The 22,812-nt window shown below is 70.2% G+C and carries 23 protein-coding genes and 2 riboswitches; of the genes, 13 read left to right on the top strand and 10 right to left on the bottom strand.

What is annotated here, in order from left to right:
* Positions 1-5: 5 nt before the first annotated feature.
* From FO470_RS06595 to cobW, 6 genes are all read right to left on the bottom strand, one after another.
* Positions 6-767, bottom strand: a complete 762-nt coding sequence (locus tag FO470_RS06595) for a precorrin-3B C(17)-methyltransferase (RefSeq protein WP_144342166.1) — start codon at positions 765-767, stop codon at positions 6-8.
* Positions 764-1,528 (bottom strand): precorrin-2 C(20)-methyltransferase, encoded by a 765-nt coding sequence (locus tag FO470_RS06590; protein WP_144342165.1) that lies wholly within the window; start codon positions 1,526-1,528, stop codon positions 764-766. Before FO470_RS06590 ends, FO470_RS06595 begins: the two co-directional genes overlap by 4 nt.
* A complete protein-coding gene (locus FO470_RS06585; RefSeq protein ID WP_418655042.1) occupies positions 1,525-2,160 on the bottom strand; it encodes a precorrin-8X methylmutase in 636 nt (211 codons plus the stop codon). Before FO470_RS06585 ends, FO470_RS06590 begins: the two co-directional genes overlap by 4 nt.
* Complete coding sequence (gene cobG, locus FO470_RS06580) at positions 2,161-3,375, bottom strand: precorrin-3B synthase (protein ID WP_144342164.1); 1,215 nt, start codon at positions 3,373-3,375, stop codon at positions 2,161-2,163.
* Entirely contained in the window at positions 3,372-6,719 is a 3,348-nt protein-coding gene (cobN, locus tag FO470_RS06575) for a cobaltochelatase subunit CobN (protein WP_144342163.1), read from the bottom strand. Before cobN ends, cobG begins: the two co-directional genes overlap by 4 nt.
* A 188-nt stretch (positions 6,720-6,907) precedes the next feature.
* The gene (gene cobW / locus FO470_RS06570; protein ID WP_144342162.1) at positions 6,908-7,969 is read right to left on the bottom strand and encodes a cobalamin biosynthesis protein CobW; all 1,062 of its coding nucleotides are present in this window, start codon (positions 7,967-7,969) and stop codon (positions 6,908-6,910) included.
* A 112-nt stretch (positions 7,970-8,081) separates the two neighbouring features.
* Positions 8,082-8,289, bottom strand: a riboswitch (cobalamin riboswitch).
* Between the two features lie 69 nt (positions 8,290-8,358).
* Positions 8,359-8,564: riboswitch (cobalamin riboswitch) on the top strand.
* Between the two features lie 33 nt (positions 8,565-8,597).
* On the opposite strand from cobW, the gene FO470_RS06565 reads away from it, so the two are divergent.
* The 7 genes from FO470_RS06565 to FO470_RS06535 all read left to right on the top strand — a co-directional run bounded on the left by FO470_RS06565 (position 8,598) and on the right by FO470_RS06535 (position 13,240).
* Positions 8,598-8,783 (top strand): CbtB domain-containing protein, encoded by a 186-nt coding sequence (locus FO470_RS06565; RefSeq protein WP_144342161.1) that lies wholly within the window; start codon positions 8,598-8,600, stop codon positions 8,781-8,783.
* A 19-nt stretch (positions 8,784-8,802) separates the two neighbouring features.
* Entirely contained in the window at positions 8,803-9,528 is a 726-nt protein-coding gene (locus FO470_RS06560) for a CbtA family protein (RefSeq protein WP_144342160.1), read from the top strand.
* 50 nt (positions 9,529-9,578) lie between these two features.
* Positions 9,579-10,196, top strand: coding sequence for a HupE/UreJ family protein (locus tag FO470_RS06555; protein ID WP_144342159.1), 618 nt, complete (start codon positions 9,579-9,581; stop codon positions 10,194-10,196).
* Positions 10,197-10,211: 15 nt separating this feature from the next.
* Positions 10,212-10,724 (top strand): bifunctional adenosylcobinamide kinase/adenosylcobinamide-phosphate guanylyltransferase, encoded by a 513-nt coding sequence (gene cobU, locus FO470_RS06550; protein ID WP_144342158.1) that lies wholly within the window; start codon positions 10,212-10,214, stop codon positions 10,722-10,724.
* Positions 10,725-10,728: 4 nt separating this feature from the next.
* A complete protein-coding gene (cobO, locus tag FO470_RS06545) occupies positions 10,729-11,343 on the top strand; it encodes a cob(I)yrinic acid a,c-diamide adenosyltransferase (protein ID WP_144342157.1) in 615 nt (204 codons plus the stop codon).
* Between the two features lie 138 nt (positions 11,344-11,481).
* Positions 11,482-11,730, top strand: a complete 249-nt coding sequence (locus FO470_RS06540) for a TM2 domain-containing protein (protein ID WP_144342156.1) — start codon at positions 11,482-11,484, stop codon at positions 11,728-11,730.
* A 25-nt stretch (positions 11,731-11,755) separates the two neighbouring features.
* Complete coding sequence (locus FO470_RS06535; RefSeq protein WP_144342155.1) at positions 11,756-13,240, top strand: cobyric acid synthase; 1,485 nt, start codon at positions 11,756-11,758, stop codon at positions 13,238-13,240.
* Positions 13,241-13,267: 27 nt separating this feature from the next.
* Here the strand turns inward: FO470_RS06535 and cbiB are convergent, their stop codons facing one another.
* Positions 13,268-14,245 carry an adenosylcobinamide-phosphate synthase CbiB gene (cbiB, locus tag FO470_RS06530; protein WP_144342154.1) on the bottom strand — a complete coding sequence of 326 codons (978 nt, stop codon included), beginning with the start codon at positions 14,243-14,245 and terminating at the stop codon, positions 13,268-13,270.
* Positions 14,246-14,371: 126 nt separating this feature from the next.
* Here cbiB and recQ point away from each other — a divergent pair, with 126 nt between their 5' ends.
* The 4 genes from recQ to tmpT all read left to right on the top strand — a co-directional run bounded on the left by recQ (position 14,372) and on the right by tmpT (position 18,617).
* Complete coding sequence (gene recQ, locus FO470_RS06525; protein ID WP_144342153.1) at positions 14,372-16,210, top strand: DNA helicase RecQ; 1,839 nt, start codon at positions 14,372-14,374, stop codon at positions 16,208-16,210.
* Positions 16,211-16,338: 128 nt separating this feature from the next.
* Positions 16,339-16,884, top strand: coding sequence for an SRPBCC family protein (locus tag FO470_RS06520; RefSeq protein WP_144342152.1), 546 nt, complete (start codon positions 16,339-16,341; stop codon positions 16,882-16,884).
* A gap of 36 nt (positions 16,885-16,920) precedes the next feature.
* Positions 16,921-17,907, top strand: coding sequence for a YVTN family beta-propeller repeat protein (locus FO470_RS06515; RefSeq protein ID WP_144342151.1), 987 nt, complete (start codon positions 16,921-16,923; stop codon positions 17,905-17,907).
* A 71-nt stretch (positions 17,908-17,978) separates the two neighbouring features.
* Positions 17,979-18,617 (top strand): thiopurine S-methyltransferase, encoded by a 639-nt coding sequence (tmpT, locus tag FO470_RS06510; RefSeq protein WP_144342150.1) that lies wholly within the window; start codon positions 17,979-17,981, stop codon positions 18,615-18,617.
* A 27-nt stretch (positions 18,618-18,644) separates the two neighbouring features.
* On the opposite strand, the gene FO470_RS06505 is transcribed toward tmpT, so the two are convergent.
* Positions 18,645-19,745, bottom strand: a complete 1,101-nt coding sequence (locus FO470_RS06505) for a sulfate/molybdate ABC transporter ATP-binding protein (RefSeq protein WP_144342149.1) — start codon at positions 19,743-19,745, stop codon at positions 18,645-18,647.
* Between the two features lie 192 nt (positions 19,746-19,937).
* Here FO470_RS06505 and FO470_RS06500 point away from each other — a divergent pair, with 192 nt between their 5' ends.
* On the top strand, positions 19,938-20,567 hold the full coding sequence (locus FO470_RS06500; protein WP_144342148.1) for a GNAT family N-acetyltransferase: 630 nt from the start codon (positions 19,938-19,940) through the stop codon (positions 20,565-20,567).
* Between the two features lie 16 nt (positions 20,568-20,583).
* On the opposite strand, the gene fliJ is transcribed toward FO470_RS06500, so the two are convergent.
* Positions 20,584-20,982 carry a flagellar export protein FliJ gene (gene fliJ, locus FO470_RS06495; protein WP_144342147.1) on the bottom strand — a complete coding sequence of 133 codons (399 nt, stop codon included), beginning with the start codon at positions 20,980-20,982 and terminating at the stop codon, positions 20,584-20,586.
* A gap of 523 nt (positions 20,983-21,505) precedes the next feature.
* Here fliJ and ctrA point away from each other — a divergent pair.
* On the top strand, positions 21,506-22,207 hold the full coding sequence (gene ctrA, locus FO470_RS06490; protein ID WP_144342146.1) for a response regulator transcription factor CtrA: 702 nt from the start codon (positions 21,506-21,508) through the stop codon (positions 22,205-22,207).
* A gap of 177 nt (positions 22,208-22,384) precedes the next feature.
* Here the strand turns inward: ctrA and copM are convergent, their stop codons facing one another.
* Positions 22,385-22,780, bottom strand: coding sequence for a CopM family metallochaperone (gene copM, locus FO470_RS06485; RefSeq protein ID WP_144342145.1), 396 nt, complete (start codon positions 22,778-22,780; stop codon positions 22,385-22,387).
* Positions 22,781-22,812: the final 32 nt, after the last annotated feature.

Raw genomic sequence — 22,812 nt, 5'->3', positions numbered from 1 at the left:
CCCCATCAGGCATCTCCCGACCGGCGCGGCGTATAGACCAGCGAGGGCCGGCCCGGCCGCTCGACGATCCGCGTCTCCGCCGAGCCGACCAGGATGCAGGTCGCCATGTCGGCCATGTGGCCGCGCGCATGGGTCAGCGGCACCACGCGCATGCGCTCGTCCGGCCGCCCCACCGCCCGCCCGAAGATCACCGGCACGCTGCCGGCCAGCTCCTCGCGCAGGATGTCGAAGGCGGTGTCGAGCTGGTGCGGGCGCGCCTTGGACACCGGGTTGTAGAAGGCCATGGCGAAGCCCGCCTGCGCGGCGAGGCGCAGCCGCTTCTCGATCACGTCCCAGGGCTTGAGGTTGTCGGAGAGCGAGATGGCGCAGAAATCGTGCCCCAGCGGCGCGCCGCACTTCGCCGCCACCGCCAGCATGGCGGTGATGCCCGGCACCACCGCGAGTTCCAGCGCCCGCCATTCCGCCGGCCCGGTCTCGATCGCCTCGATCACCGCCGCCGCCATGGCGAACACGCCGGGGTCGCCGCCCGAGACCATCGCCACCGTCGCCCCGCCCGCCGCATGGGCGAGCGCCGCGCCCGCCCGCGCCAGCTCCTCGCGGTTGTCGGAGGCATGGCGCGCCTGCCCGTCGCGCGCCGGGACGCGGTCGAGATAGGGCGCGTAGCCGTAGAGCGCCTCGGCCTCGCCGAGCGCCGCGCTGGCCTCCGGCGTCAGGAAGCGCGCCTCTCCCGGCCCGAGGCCGACGACGTAGAGCTTGCCCGCACTCATCCGCGCGTCCCCCAACCCGGCACCAGCACGATGGCGAAATAGGGCGCCGGCACGTCCGCCCTCCCCGCCAGCCTTTCGCAATGGCTGCCGTTCATCGTGCCGCGCTCGACATAGAGCGCCCGTTCCAGCCGGCCGGCGGCGTCGAGCGCGCGCCGTATCTTCGGCAGGTTGCGTCCCACCTTCATGATCACCGCCGCGTCCGCCTCGGCGAGCCGCCGCGTCAGCTCGGCTTCCGGCAGCGTGCCCGGCAGCACGCTCAGCACGTCGTCGCCCTGCGCGATCGGTGTCCCGGCCTGCGACCAGCAGCCGGACATGCCGGTGACGCCGGCGATCACCTCGGTCGGGTAGCGCTGGGACAGGCGCACATGCAGGTGCATGTAGGAACCGTAGAACAGCGGATCGCCCTCCGAGAGCACCGCCACCGTCCGCCCGGCGTCGAGATGCGCCGCGACCGACCTCGCCGCGTCTTCATAGAAATCGGTGATGGCGGCGCGGTAGGGCGCCTCGTCCTTCGGCAGCTCGGTGGTCACGGGATAGCCGAGCGGCAGCTCCTGCGCCCCGGCGCGGAAATGCCCGCAGGCGATGGCCCGCGCGTGGCTGGCATTGCCCTGCTTGGCGAAATACGCCACGACATCGGCCTCGCCGAGCGCGCGCACCGCCTTCAGCGTCATCAGTTCGGGATCGCCCGGCCCGACGCCCACGCCGATCAGGCGGCCGGCGCCCGTCCCGCTCCGTTCGGAGCCCGTCGAGATCGCGTTCATATGCCGGGCCTCGCCAGCGCGTTCACCGCCGCCGCCGTCATGGCGCTGCCGCCCAGCCGCCCGCGCACCACCAGCCAGGGCACCCCATGGTCGCCCGCCGCGAGCGCGTCCTTGGATTCGGCCGCGCCGACGAAGCCGACGGGAATGCCGAGGATCGCCGCCGGCTTCGGCGCGCCGGCATCGAGCATTTCGAGCAGCCGGAACAGCGCCGTCGGCGCGTTGCCGATGGCGACGACGGCGCCCTCCATGCGGTCGCGCCACAGTTCCAGCGCGGCGGCCGAGCGCGTGGTGCCGAGCCGCTCCGCCAGCCCCGGCACGGCCGGCTCGCGCAGCGTGCAGATCACCTCGTTGCCCGCCGGCAGCCGGGCGCGGGTGACGCCGTGCGCCACCATCTCCGCATCGCACAGGATCGGCGTGCCGGCCTTCAGCGCCGCACGCGCGGCCCGTACCAGATCGGGCGAGAAGTCGATGGCATAGGCCGCTTCCACCAGCCCGCAGGCGTGGATCATGCGCACCGCCACATCCGCCTCCTCCGCCGAGAAGCGGCCAAGCTCGGCCTCCTCGCGGATGATGGCGAAGGAGCGCTCATAGATCGCGTTGCCGTCGCGCACGTAATCGAACGGGATGGACACTCAGATCGGGTCCTTCTTCAGAAACTCACGCACGGCTCCGGGCACTCCCGCCACCGGCACGATGCGCGCGGGAACGTCGCGCGGCGTGCCTTCGACCACGAGACCGGCACCTTCGTCCAGTCCCACGATGGTCAGCGCCGCCGGCGCGGGGTGCGCGCAGCCCTTCACGCAGCCCGAAACATGCAGTTCCCCGCCTCTCATCAGCGGCGCCAGGGTGGAGGCGAGCGCATGCGTCTCAAGCCGCGCCGAAGCGCAGGCCGGCTGCCCGGCGCAGGCGAAGACGCGGCGGCACGGATCGGCGGGATCGGTGATGAAGCCCAGCGCGCCCGCCTGCGCGCGCAGCCGCTCCGCCGCCGCGCGCGTCAGGCCGGTCGCCAGCAGCGCCCTCCCCGCCGCCGGCTCCACGCGGCGCACGCCGACCGCGCCGGCGGCTCTCGCAAAATCTTCCAGCGCCGCCGCCGCGACCTGCCCGAAGGCAAGCCCTACGCCGAGCGCGAGCGTGCCGTCCTTCAGCGCATGAAGGCCGACCGGCTCGGACGGCGCGGGCCGGGAGATCGCCCCCGCCGGCGCGAGATCAAGGGAGGCGGTCAGCGCTTCGGCCCCCTCCTGCGCCAGCAGTTCGTGCATGCGGGCGGCGCTCCCCCGCGCCGCCAGCCGTTCCAGCAGCGCCACCACGACGGCGACGGCCTGCTCCGGGGCCGCCAGCCCGACCGGCCGGCCGGCGAGCGCGATGAGCCGTGTCCCGGCCTCCCCCGCGCTCACGCCGATATCCGCCTTCAGCTCGCCGAGCCGCAGCGTCCCGCCGCCGTCGACGACCACGGAGACCTTCGGCGCGAGGTGCGGCACCAGCCCGGCGGCGGCCTGCGCGATGGCCTGCGCCAGTGGACGCGGATCGAAGACCTCCACCGGGTCGCGGCCCGCCAGCGCGTTCACCTCCACAGGGAAACCTTCGGGCATCGCGATGCCCAGCGTGCCGACGCCCTCCGCCAGCGGCCCGGCGCTCGCCTCGCTCAGGCCGCGCAATTGCAGCTTGCCGCGCGCCGTCACCTCGAGAATGCCGTTGCCGAGCTCGCGGGCGAGCCGCGCCAGCCCGCCGAGCTGGTCGAGGGTCAGCGGCGCCCGCGGCTGCAGCCGCGCCAGCAGCCCGTCGCCGGTGCGCATCGGGCGCGGCAGGCTCGGGCAGGCCCCGCGCCGCAGGCGGGCGACGTCGCTCATTCCGCCGCCTCCCCGGAAAGCAGGGCGAGGTCGGCCGCCACGTCGTTGCGGCGCGGGTGCCAGAGCCCCTTCTCCCGCGCCCCCTCGAAGCGCGCCGCGACGAAGCGCGCCGCCTCGGGCGAGGTCCGCAGGAGGAAGTCGCGCACCGCCGCATCGCCGACATAGGCGGCGTGCAGCGCGTCGATCAGATGGCCCGGCACCGCCCGCGTCGCCTCAGCGAAGCCGATCAGCCGGTCGACCGTCTCGGCGATCTCCGCCGCGCCGCGCGGCCCGTGCCGCAGCAGCCCGCCGACATGGCGCGGGTTCACCCGTCCGCGCACGATGCGGGCGATCGCCTGGTCGAGCGGGCGCGCCGACGGCCGCGCGGGGTCGGAAGTGTCCAGCACCACGAGGTCGGGCGCGCGCTCCAGCCCTTCCGCCGCCGCCGCGAAGCCGCCGATGAAGGCGAGGTCGGCATCGCCCTCCAGCAGGTCGCGGCCGGGATCGTCGGCGCCGTGCACCAGCAGGTCCGCCGCCGCCACCCGCGCCGTGAAGGCCGCGCCGGCGTCACGCGCCTCGCCCTCCGCGCCGCCATAGGCGTGCGAGGCGCTTGCGAGATAGGCGGCGCCCAGTGCCTCGCGCTCGATGTCGCCGGCTTCCAGCCCCGCGCCATAAGCCCCCGGCGCGGTGCCGAAGATGCGCGCGGCTTCTTCTCCCGCCGCCTTCAGCGGGTTCTCGTCCGCCGTCTCCTCGCGCCGCGCCACCGCCCTCAGCGCGGCGTCGAGCAGCGCGATCTGCGCCGGAAACAGGTCGCGGAACAGGCCGGAGATGCGGAATGTCACGTCGACGCGCGGCCGTCCCAGCACCGCGGTCGGCAGCACCTCGATGCCGGTCACGCGCCCGGTGGCGGGGTCCCAGGTCGGGCGCGCCCCGATCAGCGCCAGCCCCTGCGCGATCTCCTCGCCGCCGGTGCGCAGCGTGGCGCTGCCCCACAGATCCAGCACCAGCGCGCGCGGCCAGTCGCCATGCGCCTGCGCATAGGCCCGCAGCACCTCCTCGGCCGCCAGCCGCCCGAGGTCCATGGCGGTCGGCGTCGGCAGGGCGCGCGGGTCGCTGGCGAACAGATTGCGCCCCGTCGGCATCACGTCGGTGCGCCCGCGCCCCGGCGCGCCGGCCGGCCCGGCGGCGACGCGCCGCCCGTCCAGCACGGCGAGCAGCCCGTCGCGCTCAGCCTCGCCGCAGACACCCCGGCCATAGACGTGGAAGCCGTCCTTGAGCCGCATCTCCTTGATGTCGCACAGGAAGGCGTCGATCTGCTTCAGCGCCTCGTCCGGCTCGGCGCCCGTCGCCAGCCCGGCGTCGCGGGCAAGGCCGGTGCGCTCGGCCTCCTCGACGATCAGCCGTGCCAGAAGCTCGCGCCGGCGCCGGTCCAGCCCATCGGCCTGTGCATATTCGTCAACGAGGCGTTCCAGCTCGGCCGCCTCAAAGGCCAGCCCGGCTTCGACGGTCGGCGGCGGCAGATGGCCGAGCGTCACCGCCGCGATGCGCCGCTTGGCCTGCGCCGCCTCGCCGGGATTCGACACGATGAAGGGATAGGCGACGGGGAGCGCGCCCAGCACCAGCTCCGGGAAACACGCTTCGGTCAGCGCCACATGCTTGCCCGGCAGCCATTCCAGCGTGCCGTGCGCGCCCATATGGACGAGGACGTCGGCCCCGCCTTGCAGCCACCGCCCGAAGGCGAGCAGCGCGTGGCGCGGCGGCAGGGCCGGGTCGTGATACTGCGCCCGCCGCTCGGCCCGGCTTCCACGGTCCGGCGCGAGGGCGACGGTGACGTTGCCGAAGCGCCGCGCCCGAAAACGGAAGGCGCCGTCGATGAGGTCGGGATCGTCCTCCGGCGCGCCCCAGGCGGCCTCGACGGCGGAGACGGCAGCGGGAGGGAGGGCTGCCAGCCAGTCCCGATAGTCGGCGAGCGGCAGCGCCGCATCCCCGACGTCATGGCCGGGCTTGTCCCGGCCATCCACGCCTTCCTCCCGATCAAGTCGTGGATGCCCGGCCCGAGGGCGGGCATGACGGTCATCCTTCGGGACCGCCGCCAGCCGTTCCACCAACTCCCGCGCGTCCGCCGGCCGGTCCTCGACCCGGTAGCCGGCGGCGGCGAGGTCGTCCATCAGCGCCAGCACGCTCGCCGGCACGTCGAGCCCCACCGCCCAGCCGGTGCGGCCGGGGGCGCCGGCATAATCGGGCATCAGCACGGCGACGCGCCGGGAGTAGCGCTCCGTAGCACCGAGTTGCACCAGCGCTGCTACGCGTTTTGCTACCTGCTCGATACGGTTGCATTCCGCCCGATTCACCAGCCCGGCAAATCCCGGCACGCCGGCCGCCGCCATGTCCGGCGCCTTGAACGAGACGGCCCCGGCGAGCACGCGCCCATCGAGTTCGGGCAGCACCACATGCATGGCGAGGTCGGCGCTGGTCAGCCCGCGCACGCCCTCCACCCAGGCCTCCCGCCGGGTGGTGGCGACGACCGCCTGCAGGACCGGCACCCCGGCGGCGTCGAGAACGGTTTCCTCGCCCGGATCGGCGGCGGCGAAAGCGGTCAGCGTGACGATGGCGGCGGGATCGAGAGCGGCCAGCGCCTCCTTCAGGAAGGCGATGGAGGTCGGCTCCTTCAGGCTCGCCACGAAAATCGGCTTCGGCGTCAATCCCCTGGCGGCGAGAGCGGTGCACAGCGCGTCCACCGGCGCGGTGTCCCCAGCCAGTTCCATGGAGCGATAGAAGATGACCGGAACCGCCCGCCCCGCAGCCTCCCCCTCGCCTTCCCAGGCGTGGAAACCCGCCAGCGGCACCGGCACGGGAGGCGTCGGGGCGAAGGTACGGCCGGCATGCAGGGCCAGCCGCTCCAGCAGCGCGCGCATGTTCGCCGGCCCGCCGGCGCGGAAATAGCCGAGCAGCGCCTCCAGCTCCACCGGCGGCAGCGTCGAGGCCTCCGCGAGCCGTGGATCGTCGCGATCCTCGCCCGGCAGCACGGCCAGCGCGAAGCCGCGCGCCCTTGCCTCGGCGCTCAGCCGGTCGACGCCGTAGCGCCACCAGTCGAGCCCCCCGAGCAGGCGCACGACGACGATCCGCGCATGAACGGCCACGCTGTCGATCCACAGATCGACCGACATCGGATGCCGGAGATCGCGCAGATTGGCGAGGCGCAGGCTCGGCAGGCCGGCATCCTGCGCCCGCGCCAGCGCCGAAGCGAGGCCCATCAGGTCGCTGTCGGCGAAGGACACGACCACCACCTCCCCCGGCGTCTGGCCGAGATCAACCGGCTCGACGAGATCGTCGAGGCTGCTCGAGGTGGTGGTGAGGATGTGCATGGCCGGCCTCGCTCAGAAGGCCGTCATGCCCGGGCTTGGCCCGGGCATCCACGACTTCTTCATCGGCCAAAGACGTGGATGGCCAGAACTCGGGCAAGCCCGAGTTCTGCACCCTAGAGACCGAAGTCGGCAAATGCCGACTTCGGAACACGTCCGGCCATGACGTCGCGCATGGGCGAGGCGCCCGATCACGCGACCTCCCGTTCCCCGGCGAGGATGGCCTCCACCTTCGCCCGGTCAAGGCCCTTGAGGCCGATGGCGACGAGCCGCCCGACGCGCGGCTCCGCGCCCCATGCACGGTCGAAATGATGCGCCACGCGCGGGCCGACCGCCTGCACCAGCAGGCGCATCGGCTTGCCGGCGACGGGCAGGAAACCCTTCACCCGCAGCACTTCCGCCTCCTCCGCCGCGCGGGCGATGCGGGCCGAGAATTCCGCCGGATCGGCGATCTCGGGGACCTCGACGACGAAGCTGTCGAAATCGTCGTGATCGTGCTCGGCCTCATCGTCGTGATGGGTCCTGCGGTTCTCGATGTCGTCCTCGGTGCCGACGCCGAGCCCCATCAGCACCACCGGGTCGACCCGGCCTTCGGTGACGCTCACCACGCGCACGCCCCTCGGCAACTCGGCGTCGAGCGCCGCCCGCGCCCTGGCCTGCCCGGCCGCGTCGATCAGGTCCGCCTTGGTGAGGATCACGAGGTCGGCGCAGGCGATCTGGTCGTCGAACACTTCCTCGATCGGGTCGTCATGGTCGAGCGAGGCATCCGCCGCGCGCTGCTGGCTGAGCGCGTCATGGTCATGCGCCACGCGCCCGTCCGCCAGCGCCGCGCCGTCCACCACCGCGACCACGCCGTCCACCGTCACCCGGCTCCTGATCGCCGGCCAGTGGAAGGCCTGCACCAGCGGCTTGGGCAGCGCGAGGCCGGAGGTCTCGATCAGAATGTGGTCGACCCTGGGCGAGCGCGCGAGAATGGCGTCGAGCGCGGGCACGAAATCATCCGCCACGGTACAGCAGATGCAGCCATTCGCCAGCTCGACGATGTTCTCCTCCGGGCAGGTGTCGATGCCGCATCCCCTAAGGATCTCACCGTCGATGCCGACATCGCCGAACTCGTTGACGATCACCGCGAGCCGCTTGCCCTTCGCGGTTTCCAGCACGTGGCGGATCAGCGTCGTCTTGCCGGAGCCGAGGAAGCCGGTGACGATGGTGCATGGCACCCGGTCGAGAGGGGTCGGGGCGGCGGTGTTCATGCGGCGTCTCCACGAAAATCCAACGTTCGCGGGATGCGCCGGTCGCGGAAGGATTTCCGCGCGAAGCCGCGGGAGGCGCGGCTCTGCCTGACTGCCGGGCACCCCGCCGGCACGCACGACCGGACCGCCGGCAGGTCTCCTGGCTCGCGGGTCGTCGCCTCGTCGCCGCCTTCCCGGAGAATTCCCCAGTGGCTTCCGGCTGAGGCTCGCCGCTTACAGTTGCGGGGGCAGCCGCGGAATTGGAGAGCCTTCGGGCCTCCGCACCGCATTCCCTCTTCGTCCTTCCCCGGAAGGAAGGAACCGACGGTCGGGGGCCACTAAAGGAGCGCCCATGCGAATTGTCAACGCGACCGGCGGTCGAGCCGGTTGCGGTAGCCGGCGGCTGGACTATAGTCGCCGGAGTCGTCGGTTCCCGTGATGCGCACGGGACGCAAGACGGGAACGCGGTGGGGCGGAGAAATCCGCCGAATCCGCGGCTGCCCCCGCAACTGTAAGCGGCGAGCCCTTCTCCAACAGCCACTGGCGGCAGCGCCGGGAAGGCGGAGACGGGCCGAGACCCGCGAGCCAGGAGACCGGCCGGCGACGCAACCCGCACAGATCCTCGGGTGGAGGGTCAAAGGAGCCGACCATGCCGACCCAGAACAGCCACAGCGCGGCTGCTTCCCACGAATCCATCGCCTCGCGCACCATCCAGATCACGTTCGCGGCGCTGCTTGGCGTCTTCGTGCTGGGCGGCGTGGGCTTCTCCCACATCAGCGCCGTGCACAACGCCACGCACGACGTCCGCCACGCGACCGCCTTCCCCTGCCACTGACCGTTACGGGGGACGCATCATGTCGCTTTTCAGGACGATTCTGTTCGTCGCCGCGCTGGCGGGCATCGGCACGGGCCTCGTCGGCTCGGCCGTCCACATCTTCACGACCGTTCCGCTGATCCTTCAGGCGGAAACCTTCGAGGGTTCCGGCGAGGCGGAAGCCCCGGCACCGGCGGAAGCCGCGACGCACGAACATGCGCCGGGCACCGCCGAGCACAGCCACGACGCCGACGAATGGGGCCCGGCGGACGGCTTCGAGCGCAACGCCTACACCGTGCTCGCCATGGTGCTGACGGGCTTCGGCTTCGGCCTGCTGCTGGTCGCGGCCAGCGAGCTCGCCGGCGGGCTGACCGGCTGGCGCCAGGGGGTCATCTGGGGTCTGGCGGGCTTCGCCGTGTTCACGCTGGCACCGGGTCTCGGCCTGCCGCCGGAGCTGCCCGCCATGCCGGCGGCCGACCTCGCGGCGCGTCAGGTTTGGTGGGTCGGCACGGCCGCGGCCACCGCGGCGGGCCTCGCCCTCATCGCCTTCGGCCGCACCCCGGTGCTCGCCATTCTCGGCGTCGCGCTGATCGTAGCGCCTCAGATCATCGGCGCGCCGCAGCCCGCGAGCCACGAGAGCCCGATCCCGGAATCGCTACACCACAGCTTCGTGGTTGCGACCATCGTAGCGAGCTTCGTCTTCTGGTCCCTCCTCGGCGGGCTCGCCGGCTGGCTGCGGCCGCGTCTCGCGACGCCCGGCACCTGACCTTATTTTTCAATGACTTGCCCTTCATCGAGAAGGGCCAAGGAGCCTCGATGAACCCGATCCTTCGGCGCGCCGCCGTCCTTCCGACCGCCGCGCTCGCGCTCGTCGCCTCGTCCCCGGCCTTCGCCCACCATGCCATGGGCGGCGAAATGCCCTCGACCTTCGGCGAGGGCTTCATTTCCGGCCTCGCCCATCCGGTGATCGGTCCCGACCACCTCGCCTTCCTCGTGGCGGTGGGCGTCGCCACCGCGCTGGGCGGCATGCCGCTGTGGCTGCCGATCATCTTCGTCGCGGTATCCGCCGTGGGCGTCGGCGTCCACCTCTCGCTCGTCGACCTTCCGGCGGCCGAGCTGGTCGTCGCCGCGAGCGTGCTTCTCGCCGGCTTCCTGCTGGCGCGCGGCGAGCGCGTGGCCACGGGCGCGTGGGCGGTGCTGTTCGCTATCGCCGGCCTGTTCCACGGCTACGCCTATGGCGAGTCGATCGTCGGCGCCGAGCCGACGCCGCTCTACGCCTATCTGGCGGGCCTCGTCCTGATCCAGTCCGCCCTGTCGATCGGCGTCGCGCTGGTCGCCAGCCGTGCTGCCTCGGCCCTCGCTCCGCGCCTCGCCGGCGCGGCGGTGGCCGGCATCGGCTTCGCGGCGGTGATCGGCCAGGTCGTTCCGGGCTGATCGGACGCCTCAGCCGTGGCGCTCACCCTCGTCCTCGGCGGCGCCCGCTCCGGCAAGAGCCGGCACGCCGAGGAACTCGTCGAGCGTCTCACGCCGCCATGGACCTATATCGCGACGGCGCAGGCCTATGACGACGAGATGGTGGAGCGCATCGCGCTCCACCGCTCGCGGCGCGGCGCGGAGTGGCGCACGCTCGACGCCCCGCACGACCTTGCGGACGCGCTGAACGGCCTGCCCGCCGGGCGGCCGGTGCTGGTCGACTGCCTCACGCTCTGGCTGACCAACCGCATGCTGGCCGACGGCGACGTCGCGGCCGAGAGCGCCGCGCTCGTCGAGGCGCTGGCGGGGCATGGCGGCCCGGTGATCGTCGTTTCCAACGAGGTCGGCCTCGGCATCGTGCCGGACAACGCGCTGGCCCGCCGTTTCCGCGACGCGCAGGGCCGCCTCAACCAGATGGTTGCGCAGCGGGCGGACCGCGTGGTCTTCATGGTCGCCGGGCTGCCCATGAACGTGAAGGGATCGGGGTGACGGAATGAGCGACATCTCCCCGGAAGAGGCCGCGCGCCATCGCGCCAAGATGGAGAAGCGCAAGGCGGTTCAGGACGCGGAAGTCGCGGAGAAGACCGCCGAGAAGGGCCTGCTAATCGTCCACACCGGCGCCGGCAAGGGCAAGTCCACCGCCGCCTTCGGCCTCGCCCTGCGGGTGCTCGGGCATGGCGGGAAAGTCGGCGTGGTGCAGTTCATCAAGGGCGCCTGGCATTCGGCGGAGCGCGATGCGCTCGCGGCTTTCGGCGACCGCGTGGAGTGGCACTCCATGGGCGAGGGCTTCACCTGGGAGACGCAGGACCTCGCCCGCGACATCGCCGCCGCCCGCCGCGCCTGGGACAAGGCCCGGGAACTGATGGCCGACGAGAACCTCGGCCTGCTGATCCTCGATGAGCTGAACATCGCGCTGCGCTATGACTACCTGCCCGTCGAGGAGGTGGTGACGGTCCTCGCCGCCCGCCGGCCGGACCTCCATGTCGTCGTCACCGGCCGCAACGCCAAGCCGATGCTGGTCGAAGCCGCCGACCTCGTGACCGAGATGGGGCTGGTGAAGCACCACTTCAAAGCCGGGGTGAAGGCGCAGAAGGGCATCGAATTCTGATGCGCGCGGCCCCCACGCGCCCGGAACCGGCACAGCCGGGGAATTGCACCGTGCGATCTCGCAATTCCCCAGCGGCATTCCTATGTCATGCGCGGCGCCGGATATTGCGGCGTGGTTTCGTCATGGAGATGCGCACCGATGCGCTCGGCTCCCGTCGCCTATCTGTTCTGGTTCTTCTGCCTCGTGGGCATATGCGGCATCCACCGTTTCTATGCCGGCCGCTACTGGACGGGCGCGCTGTGGCTGCTCACCGTCGGCCTTCTGGGCATCGGCCAGCTCATCGACCTGTTCCTCATCCCCGGCATGATCCGCGAAGCCAATCTCCAGTATCGCGTCGATCATCTGGAGGCGCGGGACTACCGCGAGCCGGGCACCCGTCACGGCTGACGCCTCTTCCGCGCGAGGGCGCGCGATGAACGCCCCTCGCGCGCCTTCCGGCCCCCCGCGCGCCCTCATGTTCCAGGGCACCGGCTCGGATGTCGGCAAGTCGCTGATCGTCGCCGGCCTCGCACGCGCCTACACCAATCGCGGCCTCCGCGTCCGCCCCTTCAAGCCTCAAAACATGTCCAACAACGCCGCCGTCACCGCCGACGGGGGCGAGATCGGCCGTGCGCAGGCGCTGCAGGCGCGGGCAGCGCGCGTAGCGCCTTCCGTCCACATGAACCCGGTGCTGCTGAAGCCACAGAGCGAGATCGGCGCACAGGTCGTGGTGCAGGGCCGCGCGCGCGGCACGGCAAAGGCGAGCGAGTACCAGAAGCTCAAGCCCTCGCTGATGGCGGCGGTGCTGGAGAGCTACGGAAAGCTCCGTGCGGAAGCCGATCTCGTGCTCGTCGAGGGCGCCGGCTCGGCGTCCGAGATCAACCTGCGGGCCGGCGACATCGCCAATATGGGATTTTGCCGCGCGGCCGATGTGCCTGTCATCCTGATCGGCGACATCGACCGGGGCGGCGTCATCGCCAGCCTCGTCGGCACGCATGCGGTGCTGCCGGCGGAGGACGCGGCGATGATCCGCGGCTTCCTCGTCAACCGCTTCCGCGGCGACCCGGCGCTGTTCGCCAGCGGCATGGAGGAGATCGCCCGCCGCACCGGCTGGGAGGCGCTGGGCCTCATCCCCTTCTTCCCCGATGCCCGCCGCCTGCCGGCCGAGGACGCGCTCGGCCTCGACGCCGCGGCGCAGGCCAAGCCGGAGGCCCGCATCCGCATCGCCGTGCCCATCCTGCCGCGCATCGCCAATTTCGACGATCTCGACCCGCTGGATGCCGAGCCCTCGGTCGAGGTGCTGCGCATCCGCCCCGGCACGGCGCTGCCGGGCGATGCCGATCTCGTCATCCTGCCCGGCTCGAAGTCCACGATCGCCGATCTCGAGGATTTCCGCCGGCAGGGCTGGGACATCGACCTTGCCGCCCATGCGCGGCGTGGCGGGCGGGTGCTGGGCCTGTGCGGCGGCTACCAGATGCTGGGCCGCTCCATCGCCGATCCCGAAGGCATCGAAGGACCGCCCGGCAGGGTCGCGGGTCTCGGCCTGCTGGACGTCGAGACGGTGCTCGCCGGCGAGAAGCGCCTCGTCGCCGTCACCGGCATGGCTTCCGGCGCGCCTTTCTCCGGCTATGAGATGCATATGGGCGTGACGGAAGGGCCCGGCCGCTCCTATCCTTTCGCGCGGATCGACGGCGAGGGGCCGGAAGGCGCGGTCTCGGCGGATGGCCGGATCACCGGCACCTATGCGCACGGCCTGTTCGCCGATGACCGCCAGCGCGCGCTGTGGCTGGCGACGCTCGGCGCCGCACCGAGCGATCTTCGCTACGAGGAGAGCGTCGAGGCGACGCTGGATGCCCTCGCCGCGCATCTGGAGCGGCATGTCGATCTCGACCGGCTCATGGAACTGGCCGGCGGATAGCCCCGCACCCGCCGGCCGGAATCGGCCTCACCAGTTCCAGGCCACCAGCGCCAGCGCCGCCACCAGCCCGATCATCACCGCGTCGGCCGCGCGATACAGCCTCAGCGCGCGGCGGATGTCGTCGGCCGTGCACGCGCGCCGGCCGCCCTCTCCCATCACGCCGTCCACCGAGAGCGCACCGCCATAGTAGCGCGGCCCGGCAAGCCCGATGCCCAGCGCGCCGGCAAGCGCCGCCTCCGGCCACCCGGCATTGGGCGAGCGGTGCTTCCTCGCGTCTCGCAGCATCGCCCGCCAGGCCCCGCGCGGCGAGGCCCCACGCACGAACACCGCGCCCGCCACGATCAGCAGGCCGGCAAGGCGCGAGGCCGGCAGGTTGATCAGGTCGTCGAACCGCGCCGAGGCCCAGCCGAAATCGCCGTGCCGCGCGTCGCGGTGCCCGATCATGCTGTCGGCCGTGTTGACCGCCTTGTAGATCGCCCCGCCCGGAAGGCCCCCGATCACCATCCACAGCGCAGGTGCGACGATGCCGTCGGAAAAATTCTCGGCGAGGCTCTCGATAGCCGCGCGCGACACGCCGGCCTCGTCCAGCCTTTCCGGATCACGCCCGACGATATGCGAGACCGCCTTCCGCCCGGCCTCCAGCCCCTCGTCGAGCCCGTCGGCCACGCGCCCCACGAAATCGTGGAGACTGCGCTGGGCGAACAGGGTCGAGCCGAGCAGGGCGACGCCGAGGAAGCCGAACGGAACCGAGAGAAGCATTTTCTGGGCGAAGCCCGCCGCCGCCCCGCTCGCCACGATGATGACCACCAGCGCCGCGATCCCGGCGGCACGCCGCCAGCCGGGCGGGTCGCCATCGCGGTTGATCGTGCCGTCCAGCACGCCGATCAGCCGCCCGATCCACATCACGGGATGACCGAGGAAACGCACGAGAATGTTCGGATAGCCGAACGCAGCCTCGCACAGCAGCGCCGCCAGCGTTAAACCAAGGGTGAGTTCGAGCGCCATCGGAAGTGATTCTCAGGAAAGCTCGCGAATCCGGCGGATGCGCGGGACCACCATTTCCGCCCATGCGCCCGCCATCAAGACCCTTTGCGCGGCTTCCCGCGCCATGAACCGGACGACGCCCGCCGCATGAACATCCCGCTCACCTCATCGCACGGCATCCTGCCGCCCGACGTCGAGGAAGCCAAGCGCGCGCGGCTCGCCGAAGTGTTCGGCTTCGATCGCTTCCGCCCCGGCCAGCAGGACGTGGTGGATTCCGTCCTCGCCGGGGTGCCGACCCTCGCGGTGATGCCGACCGGAGCCGGCAAGTCGCTGTGCTACCAGCTTCCCGCCCTGGTGCTGGGCGGCCTCTCCATCGTCGTCTCGCCGCTCATCGCGCTGATGGACGACCAAGTGAACGCGCTGAAGCTGCAGGGTGTTGCGGCAGAGGCCATCCACTCGGGAAAATCCCGCGAGGAGAACGTCGCCATCTGGCGTCGGGTCGCGGCAGGCGAGATCCGCCTGCTCTATCTCGCCCCCGAGCGGCTGCTGACCGAGCGCATGCTGGCGGCGCTGTCGCGCCTGCCGCTTGGCCTCGTCGCGGTGGACGAGGCGCACTGCATCTCGCAATGGGGCCATTCCTTCCGCAACGAATATCTCGGGCTCGGCCGGCTGCGCGAGATCTTCCCCGGCCTGCCGCTCGTCGCGCTGACCGCCACCGCCGACCGGGCGACGCGCGACGACATCGTCGAGCGGCTGTTCGGCGGGCAGGCGCGGGTCTTCGTCTCCGGCTTCGACCGGCCGAACATCTTCATCGGCATCGAGCCGAAGAAGGATCCTGCGCGGCAGATCGAAAGCTATGTGCGGGCGCGCGACGGCGTCTCCGGCATCGTCTACCGCATCTCGCGCAAGAAGGTGGACGAGACGGCCGAGCGTCTGGCCGGCGCCGGCATCCGTGCCCTGCCCTACCATGCCGGCATGAGCCCGGAGGCGCGCGCCGCCAATCAGGAGGTCTTCCTCGCCGAGGACGGCGTCGTGATGGTGGCGACGGTCGCCTTCGGCATGGGCATCGACAAGTCCGACGTGCGCTACGTGCTGCACGCGGACGCGCCCGGCACGCTGGAAGCCTATTATCAGGAGATCGGCCGCGCCGGCCGCGACGGCCAGCCCGCCGAGGCGCTGCTGCTTTATTCGGCGGGCGACATCGCCACCCGGCGCCGCTTCCTCGACGAGGAGCCCTCCCCGCCCGAACGCAAGATGGTGGAGGCCCGCCGGCTCGACGCCATGGTCGGCTTCTGCGAGGCGGTGACCTGCCGGCGCGCCGTTCTGCTCGGCTATTTCGGCGAGCGGGCGAAGGCCTGCGGCACCTGCGACGTCTGCCGCGACCCGCCCAAGGTGGTGGATGCCAGCCGGGACGCCCAACTCGTGCTGCGGCTCGTGCGCGCCACCGGCGAGCGCTACGGCGCGGCCTATATTGCGAGCGTCGTCACCGGTCAGCGCAACGACCAGATCTGCGCGCGCGGCCATGACCGGCTGGCCGATTTCGGCGCTGGCGCCGACAAGCCGGCGACCGAATGGCGCGCGCTGCTGCGCCAGCTCGTGGCGACCGGCGCTCTGCATGCCGACCCCACCCGCTTCGGCGCCCTCACCCTCGCCGAGACCGGCCTCGCCGTGCTCGACGGCACCCGCGCCTTCACCCTCGCGGCGCCCGCCAAGCGGCGGCGGGAGCGCTTCGCGCGCGGGGAAGGTGGACCGGAGCTGGCGCCGGCCGAGGCGGCGCTGCTCGGCAAGCTCAAGGCGCTGCGCCGCGAACTGGCCGCCGAGCGCGGCGTGCCGGCCTATGTGATTTTCGCCGACCGCACGCTGGAGGAAATGGCGGTGGAGCACCCGCGCACCCGCTCCGAGCTTGCCGGCATCAAGGGTGTAGGCGCGGCCAAGCTGGATTCCTTCGGCGCCGCCTTTCTTAAGGTTCTCAAAGAATTTTCTTAAGAATCTCAAAGAATAAGATCAGGAACTTTTTCACGCCGGAGAGAGTTCACGAACGCCGATTCTGTCCCTAGACTGGCCGCCAACGGGCACGAAAAGCCCGCAACGAACCCTGTTCCGGGATGGAAACGATGAAGATCCAACTGTTCGCCGCGGCGCTGGCCGCCACCTCGATGCTGGCCACCCTCGGCACGGCCTCCGCCCATGGCCCGACCCGCCAGAAGGTCTCCGAGAAGATCGAGATCAACGCCCCGCCGGAGAAGGTGTGGACCGTCCTTTCCAACTTCCAGGACGGCGGCTGGATTCCCGTCGTCGCCAAGACCGAGGGCACCGGCGGCAACGCGCCCGGCGCCAAGCGCATCCTCACGCTGAAGAACGGCGCGACGGTCGAGGAAGAGGTCGCCAAGATCGAGCCGGAAAAGATGACCCTCATGTACCGGATCGAGAAGGTCGACGTGAAGGTGCTGCCGGTGACCAACTATTCGTCCTGGCTGGTCGTGACGCCGGCCGATGGCGGCAAGAAGTCCGAGGTCGAATGGCGCGGCGCGTTCTATCGCGGCTACCCCAACAACGACCCGCCGCCGGAACTGAACGACGAGGCCGCCGTCAACGCGGTGACCGGGCTCTACAAGGCCGGGCTTGAAAACCTGAAGAAGCAGATCGAAGCCAGCAACTGACCACTCATGCCCGCATCGGCTATGAGCAGGAAGCAGATGACCGGGCCCGCCCCGGTCATCGCGCGTCTGCGGGCATCCGCGCCGGTCGCGGGGGCGTTCGCGGCGCTGCTTCTTTCCCCCATTCCCGTCGAAGCTGACGAGGCCTTCGTCACCTCGCAGCCGGCGGAGATGCTTTCCATCGTCGATCTCGACACGCGCAAGGTGGTCGCCACCCTGCCGATCCCCGGCAAGCCGGCCGGCATCGCGGTGACGCCGGATGGCGCGCGGGCCTTCGTCACCTCGCCCGACGGCAAGGCGCTGAGCATCATCGACGCCGCGAGCCGCCGGGTGGAGCATCGCGTGGATGTCGGCGGCGGCCCGCTTGGCGTCGCCGTGCATCCCTCCGGCAGCCCGGCCTATGTCGCCGACTGGTATCAGCACCGCATCGTCGCCGTGGAGGCCGCTACCGGGCGGATCGCCGGCGAGGTGAAGGTGGGCGACTCTCCCTCCGGCCTCGCGGTGACGCCGGACGGCGCGCTTCTGCTCTCCGCCGACCGGGACTCCGACGCGATGAGCTTCATCGACACGACGAGCCTCACCCGCGCCACCTCCCTCAAGGTCGGCACCCGCCCCTTCGGCATCACCATCGATGCCGAAGGCCGGCGCGCCTACACCGCCAATGTCGGCTCGAACGACGTGACGGTCATCGACATCGCCACGCGCCGCGTGGTCGGCACGGTAAAGGTCGGCGAGCGCCCCTATGCCGTGGCGCTCGCCCGCGGCCATGCCTTCGTCACCGACCAGTACGATTCCACCGTCACCGTGTTCGACGTCGCCACGCTGGAGAAGGTCGCCACCATCCCGGTCGGCGACTATCCCGAGGGCATCGCGACCAGCGGCGACGGCGCCTTCGTACAGGTCGCCAACTGGGAGGCGAACACGCTGAGCGTGATCGACGCGACGACGCTGAAGGTCGTCGCCGACATCGAGGTCGCCGACGGTCCGCGCGCCTTCGGCAGTTTCATCCGGCGGACGGCCCGCTAGCCGGTTTCGCTCTAGGAAGGCGAAGCGCCGGCGCTATGATGACGCACCCGCAGACAGCAAGGTGCGCGACGATGGACGACAGCTTCTGGCACGACAAATGGCAGCGCGGCGAGATCGCCTTTCATGCTTCCGCGCCCAATCCGCTGCTCCAGCGCCACCTGCCCGCCCTCGGCCTCGCGCCCGGCGCGCGCCTTTTCCTTCCCCTGTGCGGGAAGAGCCTCGATATCGGCTGGTTGCTGTCGCAGGGCCATCGGGTCGCCGGCGCCGAACTGAGCCGGCTGGCGGTCGAGCAGCTGTTCGCCGAACTCGGCGTCACGCCGGAGATTTCCGATGCCGGCCCGCTGGAGCGCTTCGAGGCCGGCCCCCTCACCGTCTTCGTCGGCAATATCTTCGATGTCGATCGTCATGCGCTGGGTGCCGTCGACGCGGTCTATGACCGCGCCGCGTTGGTCGCCCTGCCGGGACCCATGCGCGAGCGCTACGCGACGCATCTCGTCCATCTGACGCACACCGCGCGGCAATTGCTGATCGCCTTCGACTATGATCAGTCGCTTCTGGCCGGCCCGCCCTTCGCGGTACCGGAAGCGGAGGTGCGACGCCTCTACGGCCCGTCCTACCACGTCACCCTGCTGGAGAAGCACGAGCCGAAGGATGGCCTCAAAGGCCATCGGCCGGTACATGAGGATGTGTGGCGGCTGGAGCCTCGCTGACCCGCTTCCAGTGAGCGGGTCGGCCCGTCAGATCGCGTAGTCGCCCGGCTGCTGGGGCGGCGGCGGACGGCAGTCGACCCCGGGTCCCGTCGGCGGAAACAGGCGGGCGCGGTCCAGCCGCACCGCCACCGCCTCGCCGACCGGCACGCGCACGGTCGGCGCGATATCCGCTTCGAACAGCGCGCTGCCGACTTCCACCTCAACCCGGCGGATGGCGCCATGGCGGCGGAAGGCCCGCACCGCACCCCGGAGGCCCGGCGTGCCGGGAAGTCCGAGCGAGACGTCGTGCGGGCGTACATAAAGCAGCGCCGGCCCGTCCGGCACCGGCTGGGTGGCGGCGGCGATGGCGGTGCTGCCGGCAATGGCGACGCCGTCCTTCACCTCCACCTCGATACGGCTCGACTCGCCCATGAAGCCGAACACGGCGGCGGTTTCCGGGCGGTCATAGACATCGTCCGGCGAGCCGACCTGCTCGATCTTGCCCCGACCCATGACCACCACGCGGTCGGCCAGTTCCAGCGCCTCTTCCTGGTCATGCGTCACGAACAGGGTCGTGTGGCCGGTGCGGTCGTGCAGCTCGCGCAACCATTTTCGCAACTCCTTGCGCACCAGCGCATCCAGCGCCCCGAACGGCTCGTCAAGAAGAAGCACCTTCGGCTCGATGGCGAGGGCGCGGGCCAGCGCCACGCGCTGGCGCTGGCCGCCGGAAAGCTGGGCCGGGAAACGTCCGCCGAACGCCTCGAGCTGCACGAGGGCCAGCAGGTCGGCCACCCGCTTGCTGATCTCCGCCTCGGAGGGGCGCTCGGCGCGCGGGCGCGAGCGCAGGCCGAAAGCGACGTTCTCGGCCACCGTCATGTGGCGGAACAGGGCGTAGTTCTGGAACACGAAGCCGATGCCCCGCCGCCGCACCGGCACCGAGAGAGCGTCCTGCCCGTCGAACAGCACGCGACCATGGCTCGGCTGCTCCAGGCCGGCGACGATGCGCAGCAGCGTGGTCTTTCCCGAACCGGACGGCCCCAGCAGCGCCACCAGCTCGCTCGGCTTCACCTCGAGCGACACGTTGGAGAGCGCGGGCGCCCCGCTGCCGAAATTCTTGCCGACCTGATCGATCGTGACGGCGACGGTCATAAATTCACTCTCATTAGATGTACTAAATGGAATTGTCCGTAAGATATCTGAAAATCCATCGCTGTGAACCCCTGGAACCGCTCCAGATCGAGAAAACATGCGGTACGGACGACCCGAAGCCACCATAGGCAGAGGCCACGAGTATCTGTAGAAGCGGATGGCTCCGACACTGACAGCCGCACCGCCATACCGATGACCGATACGACCGACGCCTCATTCCCGCCGACACTGAACCTCGACGGCTATACGCCGCTGCCGCCCGGCAAGATCGCGACCATCGTCACCCATCTGGAAATCACCGCGCAACCTTCGGCTCTGCGCGAGCCTCCGGACAGCGGGCTGACGCTGGAACGGGTCGATGCGCCGGACACCGGCTGGTATCGGGACCTGTTCCGGCGGATCGGGGAGCCATGGCTGTGGTATTCCCGCCTGCGCATGGATGAGGCGGCGCTACGCGGTGTGATCGCCGATCCCGAGGTCGCGGTACATGCCCTGCGCCGCGACGGCGCCGATGTCGGCCTGATGGAACTCGACTTCCGCACGCCGAATGATGTGGAACTGGCTTTTTTCGGTGTGGTGCCGGAACTGGTGGGCTCGGGCGCCGGGCGCTTCCTGATGAACCGGGCGCTCGCCCTGGCCTTTGCCCGCAGGCCCCGGCGGGTGCATGTGTACACCTGCACCCATGACCATCCAGCAGCACTCGGCTTCTACATCAAAGCCGGCTTCCGGGCGATCGGCCGGTCGATCGAAATCGCCGATGATCCCCGCCTGTCCGGGCTGCTGTCGCGCGAGGCCGCGCCGCACGTGCCGATCATAGACTGAGAGAGAGGGGGCGGTTTCAGGCCCCGAGCACCGCGCGGGCGCGTCCGGACACGTTGCGCGGCGGCATTTCCACCGGCGCTTCGGAACGCTCGCGCTCACCGAGCGCCTCGACCTTCTTCACCTCGTCCAGCGCGTTGTCATAGGCGAGGCGCGCCTCTTCAAGCTGCCCTTTCAACTCGTCAGCCGAGCGGCGCAGATTGTCGCGGCGGGTCGCGGCGGCGCTGGCATAGGTCGAATAGGCAAAATGCTGCGTGTCGGTGATGCCGGAGCGCTGTTCCTCGGCCTCGATCTCGCGGTCGAGATCGCGTGCCATGCGGTCGAAATCCGCAATCATCGTCTCGATCTGGACGAAGTGGCGGCGCTTTTCCTCCGCCTGGAAACGCTTGAGGCGAATGAGTGTGTCGAGCGACTTCATAACCGGCGTACTCCGCTCCGTCGGGCCGGCCCGATCACCGCAGAGAAGGCGGAAACGCGAGCCGGTTCGAGCCGCCTTTACGCGGCGGCAGGGCTCATCTTGGCCGACAGATGTTGCCGCTTCCTTACCCTTTCGTCGGAACAGGTAGTCCGAAACCGGGAATCCGCGACTCTCCAGCCGGATGGAAACGATTTGTTTACCGGGCTCGTTAATGATCGCGGCATCGTCCGGTGTGACAGACGAAACCGCGAAAGCGGAGTCGACTGACTCACTTAGGCATACTTTCTAAGATTCGACTTCAATGATCAGGCTGATGAATTCCGCTTCCTGACCAGCTTCTTGCGGGAAGACTCGAAGAAATTTCGTGTCCCCGCTTGTGCCCGGGAATCGGTTTTTGTTACCCCTAATTCACGAAGTAACGAATCAGTGTGTCGGGCCGGGCGCGGGAGGGGTCACGTTCGGTCCGGAGTCGTCCGATTGAGCGCTGAAACCCCCGGGGCCATGGCGAGGGAAGGGGATTGGCATGCGCGTCTTGCTCATCGAGGACGACCGCGCGACCGCGCAGAGCATCGAACTGATGCTCAAGTCCGAGAACTTCAACGTCTACACGACCGATCTCGGTGAGGAAGGCGTCGATCTCGGCAAGCTCTACGACTACGACATCATCCTGCTGGACCTGAACCTGCCGGACATGTCGGGCTACGATGTCCTCAAGGGACTGCGCGTCGCCAAGGTGAAGACGCCCATCCTCATCCTGTCCGGCCTCGCCGGCATCGAGGACAAGGTGAAGGGCCTCGGCTTCGGCGCCGACGACTATCTCACCAAACCATTCCACAAGGACGAGCTGGTCGCCCGCATCCACGCCATCGTCCGGCGTTCGAAGGGGCACGCCCAGTCGGTCATCACCACCGGCGATCTGGTGGTCAACCTCGACACCAAGACGGTCGAGGTCGCTGGCAACCGCGTGCATCTCACGGGCAAGGAGTACCAGATGCTGGAGCTCCTCAGCCTGCGCAAGGGCACCACGCTGACCAAGGAGATGTTCCTCAACCATCTCTATGGCGGCATGGACGAGCCGGAACTCAAGATCATCGACGTCTTCATCTGCAAGCTGCGCAAGAAGCTCGCCAACGCCTCCCAAGGCCACAACTTCATCGAGACGGTCTGGGGCCGCGGCTACGTGCTGCGCGAGATGGGCGAGCAGGAACAGCGCATCTCGGCCTGAGAGCCGGACGACATCCCGAGCGGCAAGGCGCCAGGTGGCGCCTGCCCAACTGAAGCCCCGCCACACGGCGGGGTTTTTGTTTTGTGGCATCTCTCCAGCAGCTGTCGGCCTGTCTGAAGCCACCCGCATGGTGTCATGGCCGGGACTAGCCCGGCCATGACGATACTTCAGGTCCGCCTACTTCGCGTTTTTGGCCAGCCAGGCCTTCAGGAAGGCGATTTCGCCTTCCTGAGCCTTGATGATCTCCTCGGCCAGCTTCCGCAGCTCCGGATCCTTGCCGTACTGCAGCTCGATCTTCGCCATATCGATCGCCCCCTGATGGTGGGGAATCATGCCGCGGGCGAAGTCGACATCCGCGTTGCCGGAGAACGGAATCGCCATTCCCTCGTGCATGCGGCTGTTGGCTTCCTCGAAGGCCTTGGTCGAGGCGCCGTCGCCCATATGAGCGCTGTGGTCCATCGGCATGTTCCCATGCTGCATATGGTCCTGCCCCATGGGCATACCCTGGGCGAAGGCGAGCGAAGGCACGGCGAGGCTGGCGGCGATCAGGGCCGCACGGGTGATGTTCTTCATGTCTTTCTCCATCGGATCGCAAAGGTGCGGCC

It is taken from the genome of Ancylobacter moscoviensis (genome assembly GCF_007559435.1).
Classification (GTDB): domain Bacteria; phylum Pseudomonadota; class Alphaproteobacteria; order Rhizobiales; family Xanthobacteraceae; genus Ancylobacter; species Ancylobacter moscoviensis.
Note: the sequence above shows the minus strand (reverse complement) of the source record. Positions and strands in the feature narration are given on the sequence as shown.

Bases quoted from the DNA above. Each gene is read 5' to 3' on its own strand.
- FO470_RS06595 (WP_144342166.1), bottom strand. From the start codon at position 767: ATGAGTGCGGGCAAGCTCTACGTCGTCGGCCTCGGGCCGGGAGAGGCG.
- FO470_RS06590 (WP_144342165.1), bottom strand. From the start codon at position 1,528: ATGAACGCGATCTCGACGGGCTCCGAACGGAGCGGGACGGGCGCCGGC.
- cobG (WP_144342164.1), bottom strand. From the start codon at position 3,375: ATGAGCGACGTCGCCCGCCTGCGGCGCGGGGCCTGCCCGAGCCTGCCG.
- cobN (WP_144342163.1), bottom strand. From the start codon at position 6,719: ATGCACATCCTCACCACCACCTCGAGCAGCCTCGACGATCTCGTCGAG.
- cobW (WP_144342162.1), bottom strand. From the start codon at position 7,969: ATGAACACCGCCGCCCCGACCCCTCTCGACCGGGTGCCATGCACCATC.
- FO470_RS06565 (WP_144342161.1), top strand. From the start codon at position 8,598: ATGCCGACCCAGAACAGCCACAGCGCGGCTGCTTCCCACGAATCCATC.
- FO470_RS06560 (WP_144342160.1), top strand. From the start codon at position 8,803: ATGTCGCTTTTCAGGACGATTCTGTTCGTCGCCGCGCTGGCGGGCATC.
- FO470_RS06555 (WP_144342159.1), top strand. From the start codon at position 9,579: ATGAACCCGATCCTTCGGCGCGCCGCCGTCCTTCCGACCGCCGCGCTC.
- cobO (WP_144342157.1), top strand. From the start codon at position 10,729: ATGAGCGACATCTCCCCGGAAGAGGCCGCGCGCCATCGCGCCAAGATG.
- FO470_RS06540 (WP_144342156.1), top strand. From the start codon at position 11,482: ATGCGCTCGGCTCCCGTCGCCTATCTGTTCTGGTTCTTCTGCCTCGTG.
- FO470_RS06535 (WP_144342155.1), top strand. From the start codon at position 11,756: ATGAACGCCCCTCGCGCGCCTTCCGGCCCCCCGCGCGCCCTCATGTTC.
- cbiB (WP_144342154.1), bottom strand. From the start codon at position 14,245: ATGGCGCTCGAACTCACCCTTGGTTTAACGCTGGCGGCGCTGCTGTGC.
- recQ (WP_144342153.1), top strand. From the start codon at position 14,372: ATGAACATCCCGCTCACCTCATCGCACGGCATCCTGCCGCCCGACGTC.
- FO470_RS06520 (WP_144342152.1), top strand. From the start codon at position 16,339: ATGAAGATCCAACTGTTCGCCGCGGCGCTGGCCGCCACCTCGATGCTG.
- FO470_RS06515 (WP_144342151.1), top strand. From the start codon at position 16,921: ATGACCGGGCCCGCCCCGGTCATCGCGCGTCTGCGGGCATCCGCGCCG.
- tmpT (WP_144342150.1), top strand. From the start codon at position 17,979: ATGGACGACAGCTTCTGGCACGACAAATGGCAGCGCGGCGAGATCGCC.
- FO470_RS06505 (WP_144342149.1), bottom strand. From the start codon at position 19,745: ATGACCGTCGCCGTCACGATCGATCAGGTCGGCAAGAATTTCGGCAGC.
- FO470_RS06500 (WP_144342148.1), top strand. From the start codon at position 19,938: ATGACCGATACGACCGACGCCTCATTCCCGCCGACACTGAACCTCGAC.
- fliJ (WP_144342147.1), bottom strand. From the start codon at position 20,982: ATGAAGTCGCTCGACACACTCATTCGCCTCAAGCGTTTCCAGGCGGAG.
- ctrA (WP_144342146.1), top strand. From the start codon at position 21,506: ATGCGCGTCTTGCTCATCGAGGACGACCGCGCGACCGCGCAGAGCATC.
- copM (WP_144342145.1), bottom strand. From the start codon at position 22,780: ATGAAGAACATCACCCGTGCGGCCCTGATCGCCGCCAGCCTCGCCGTG.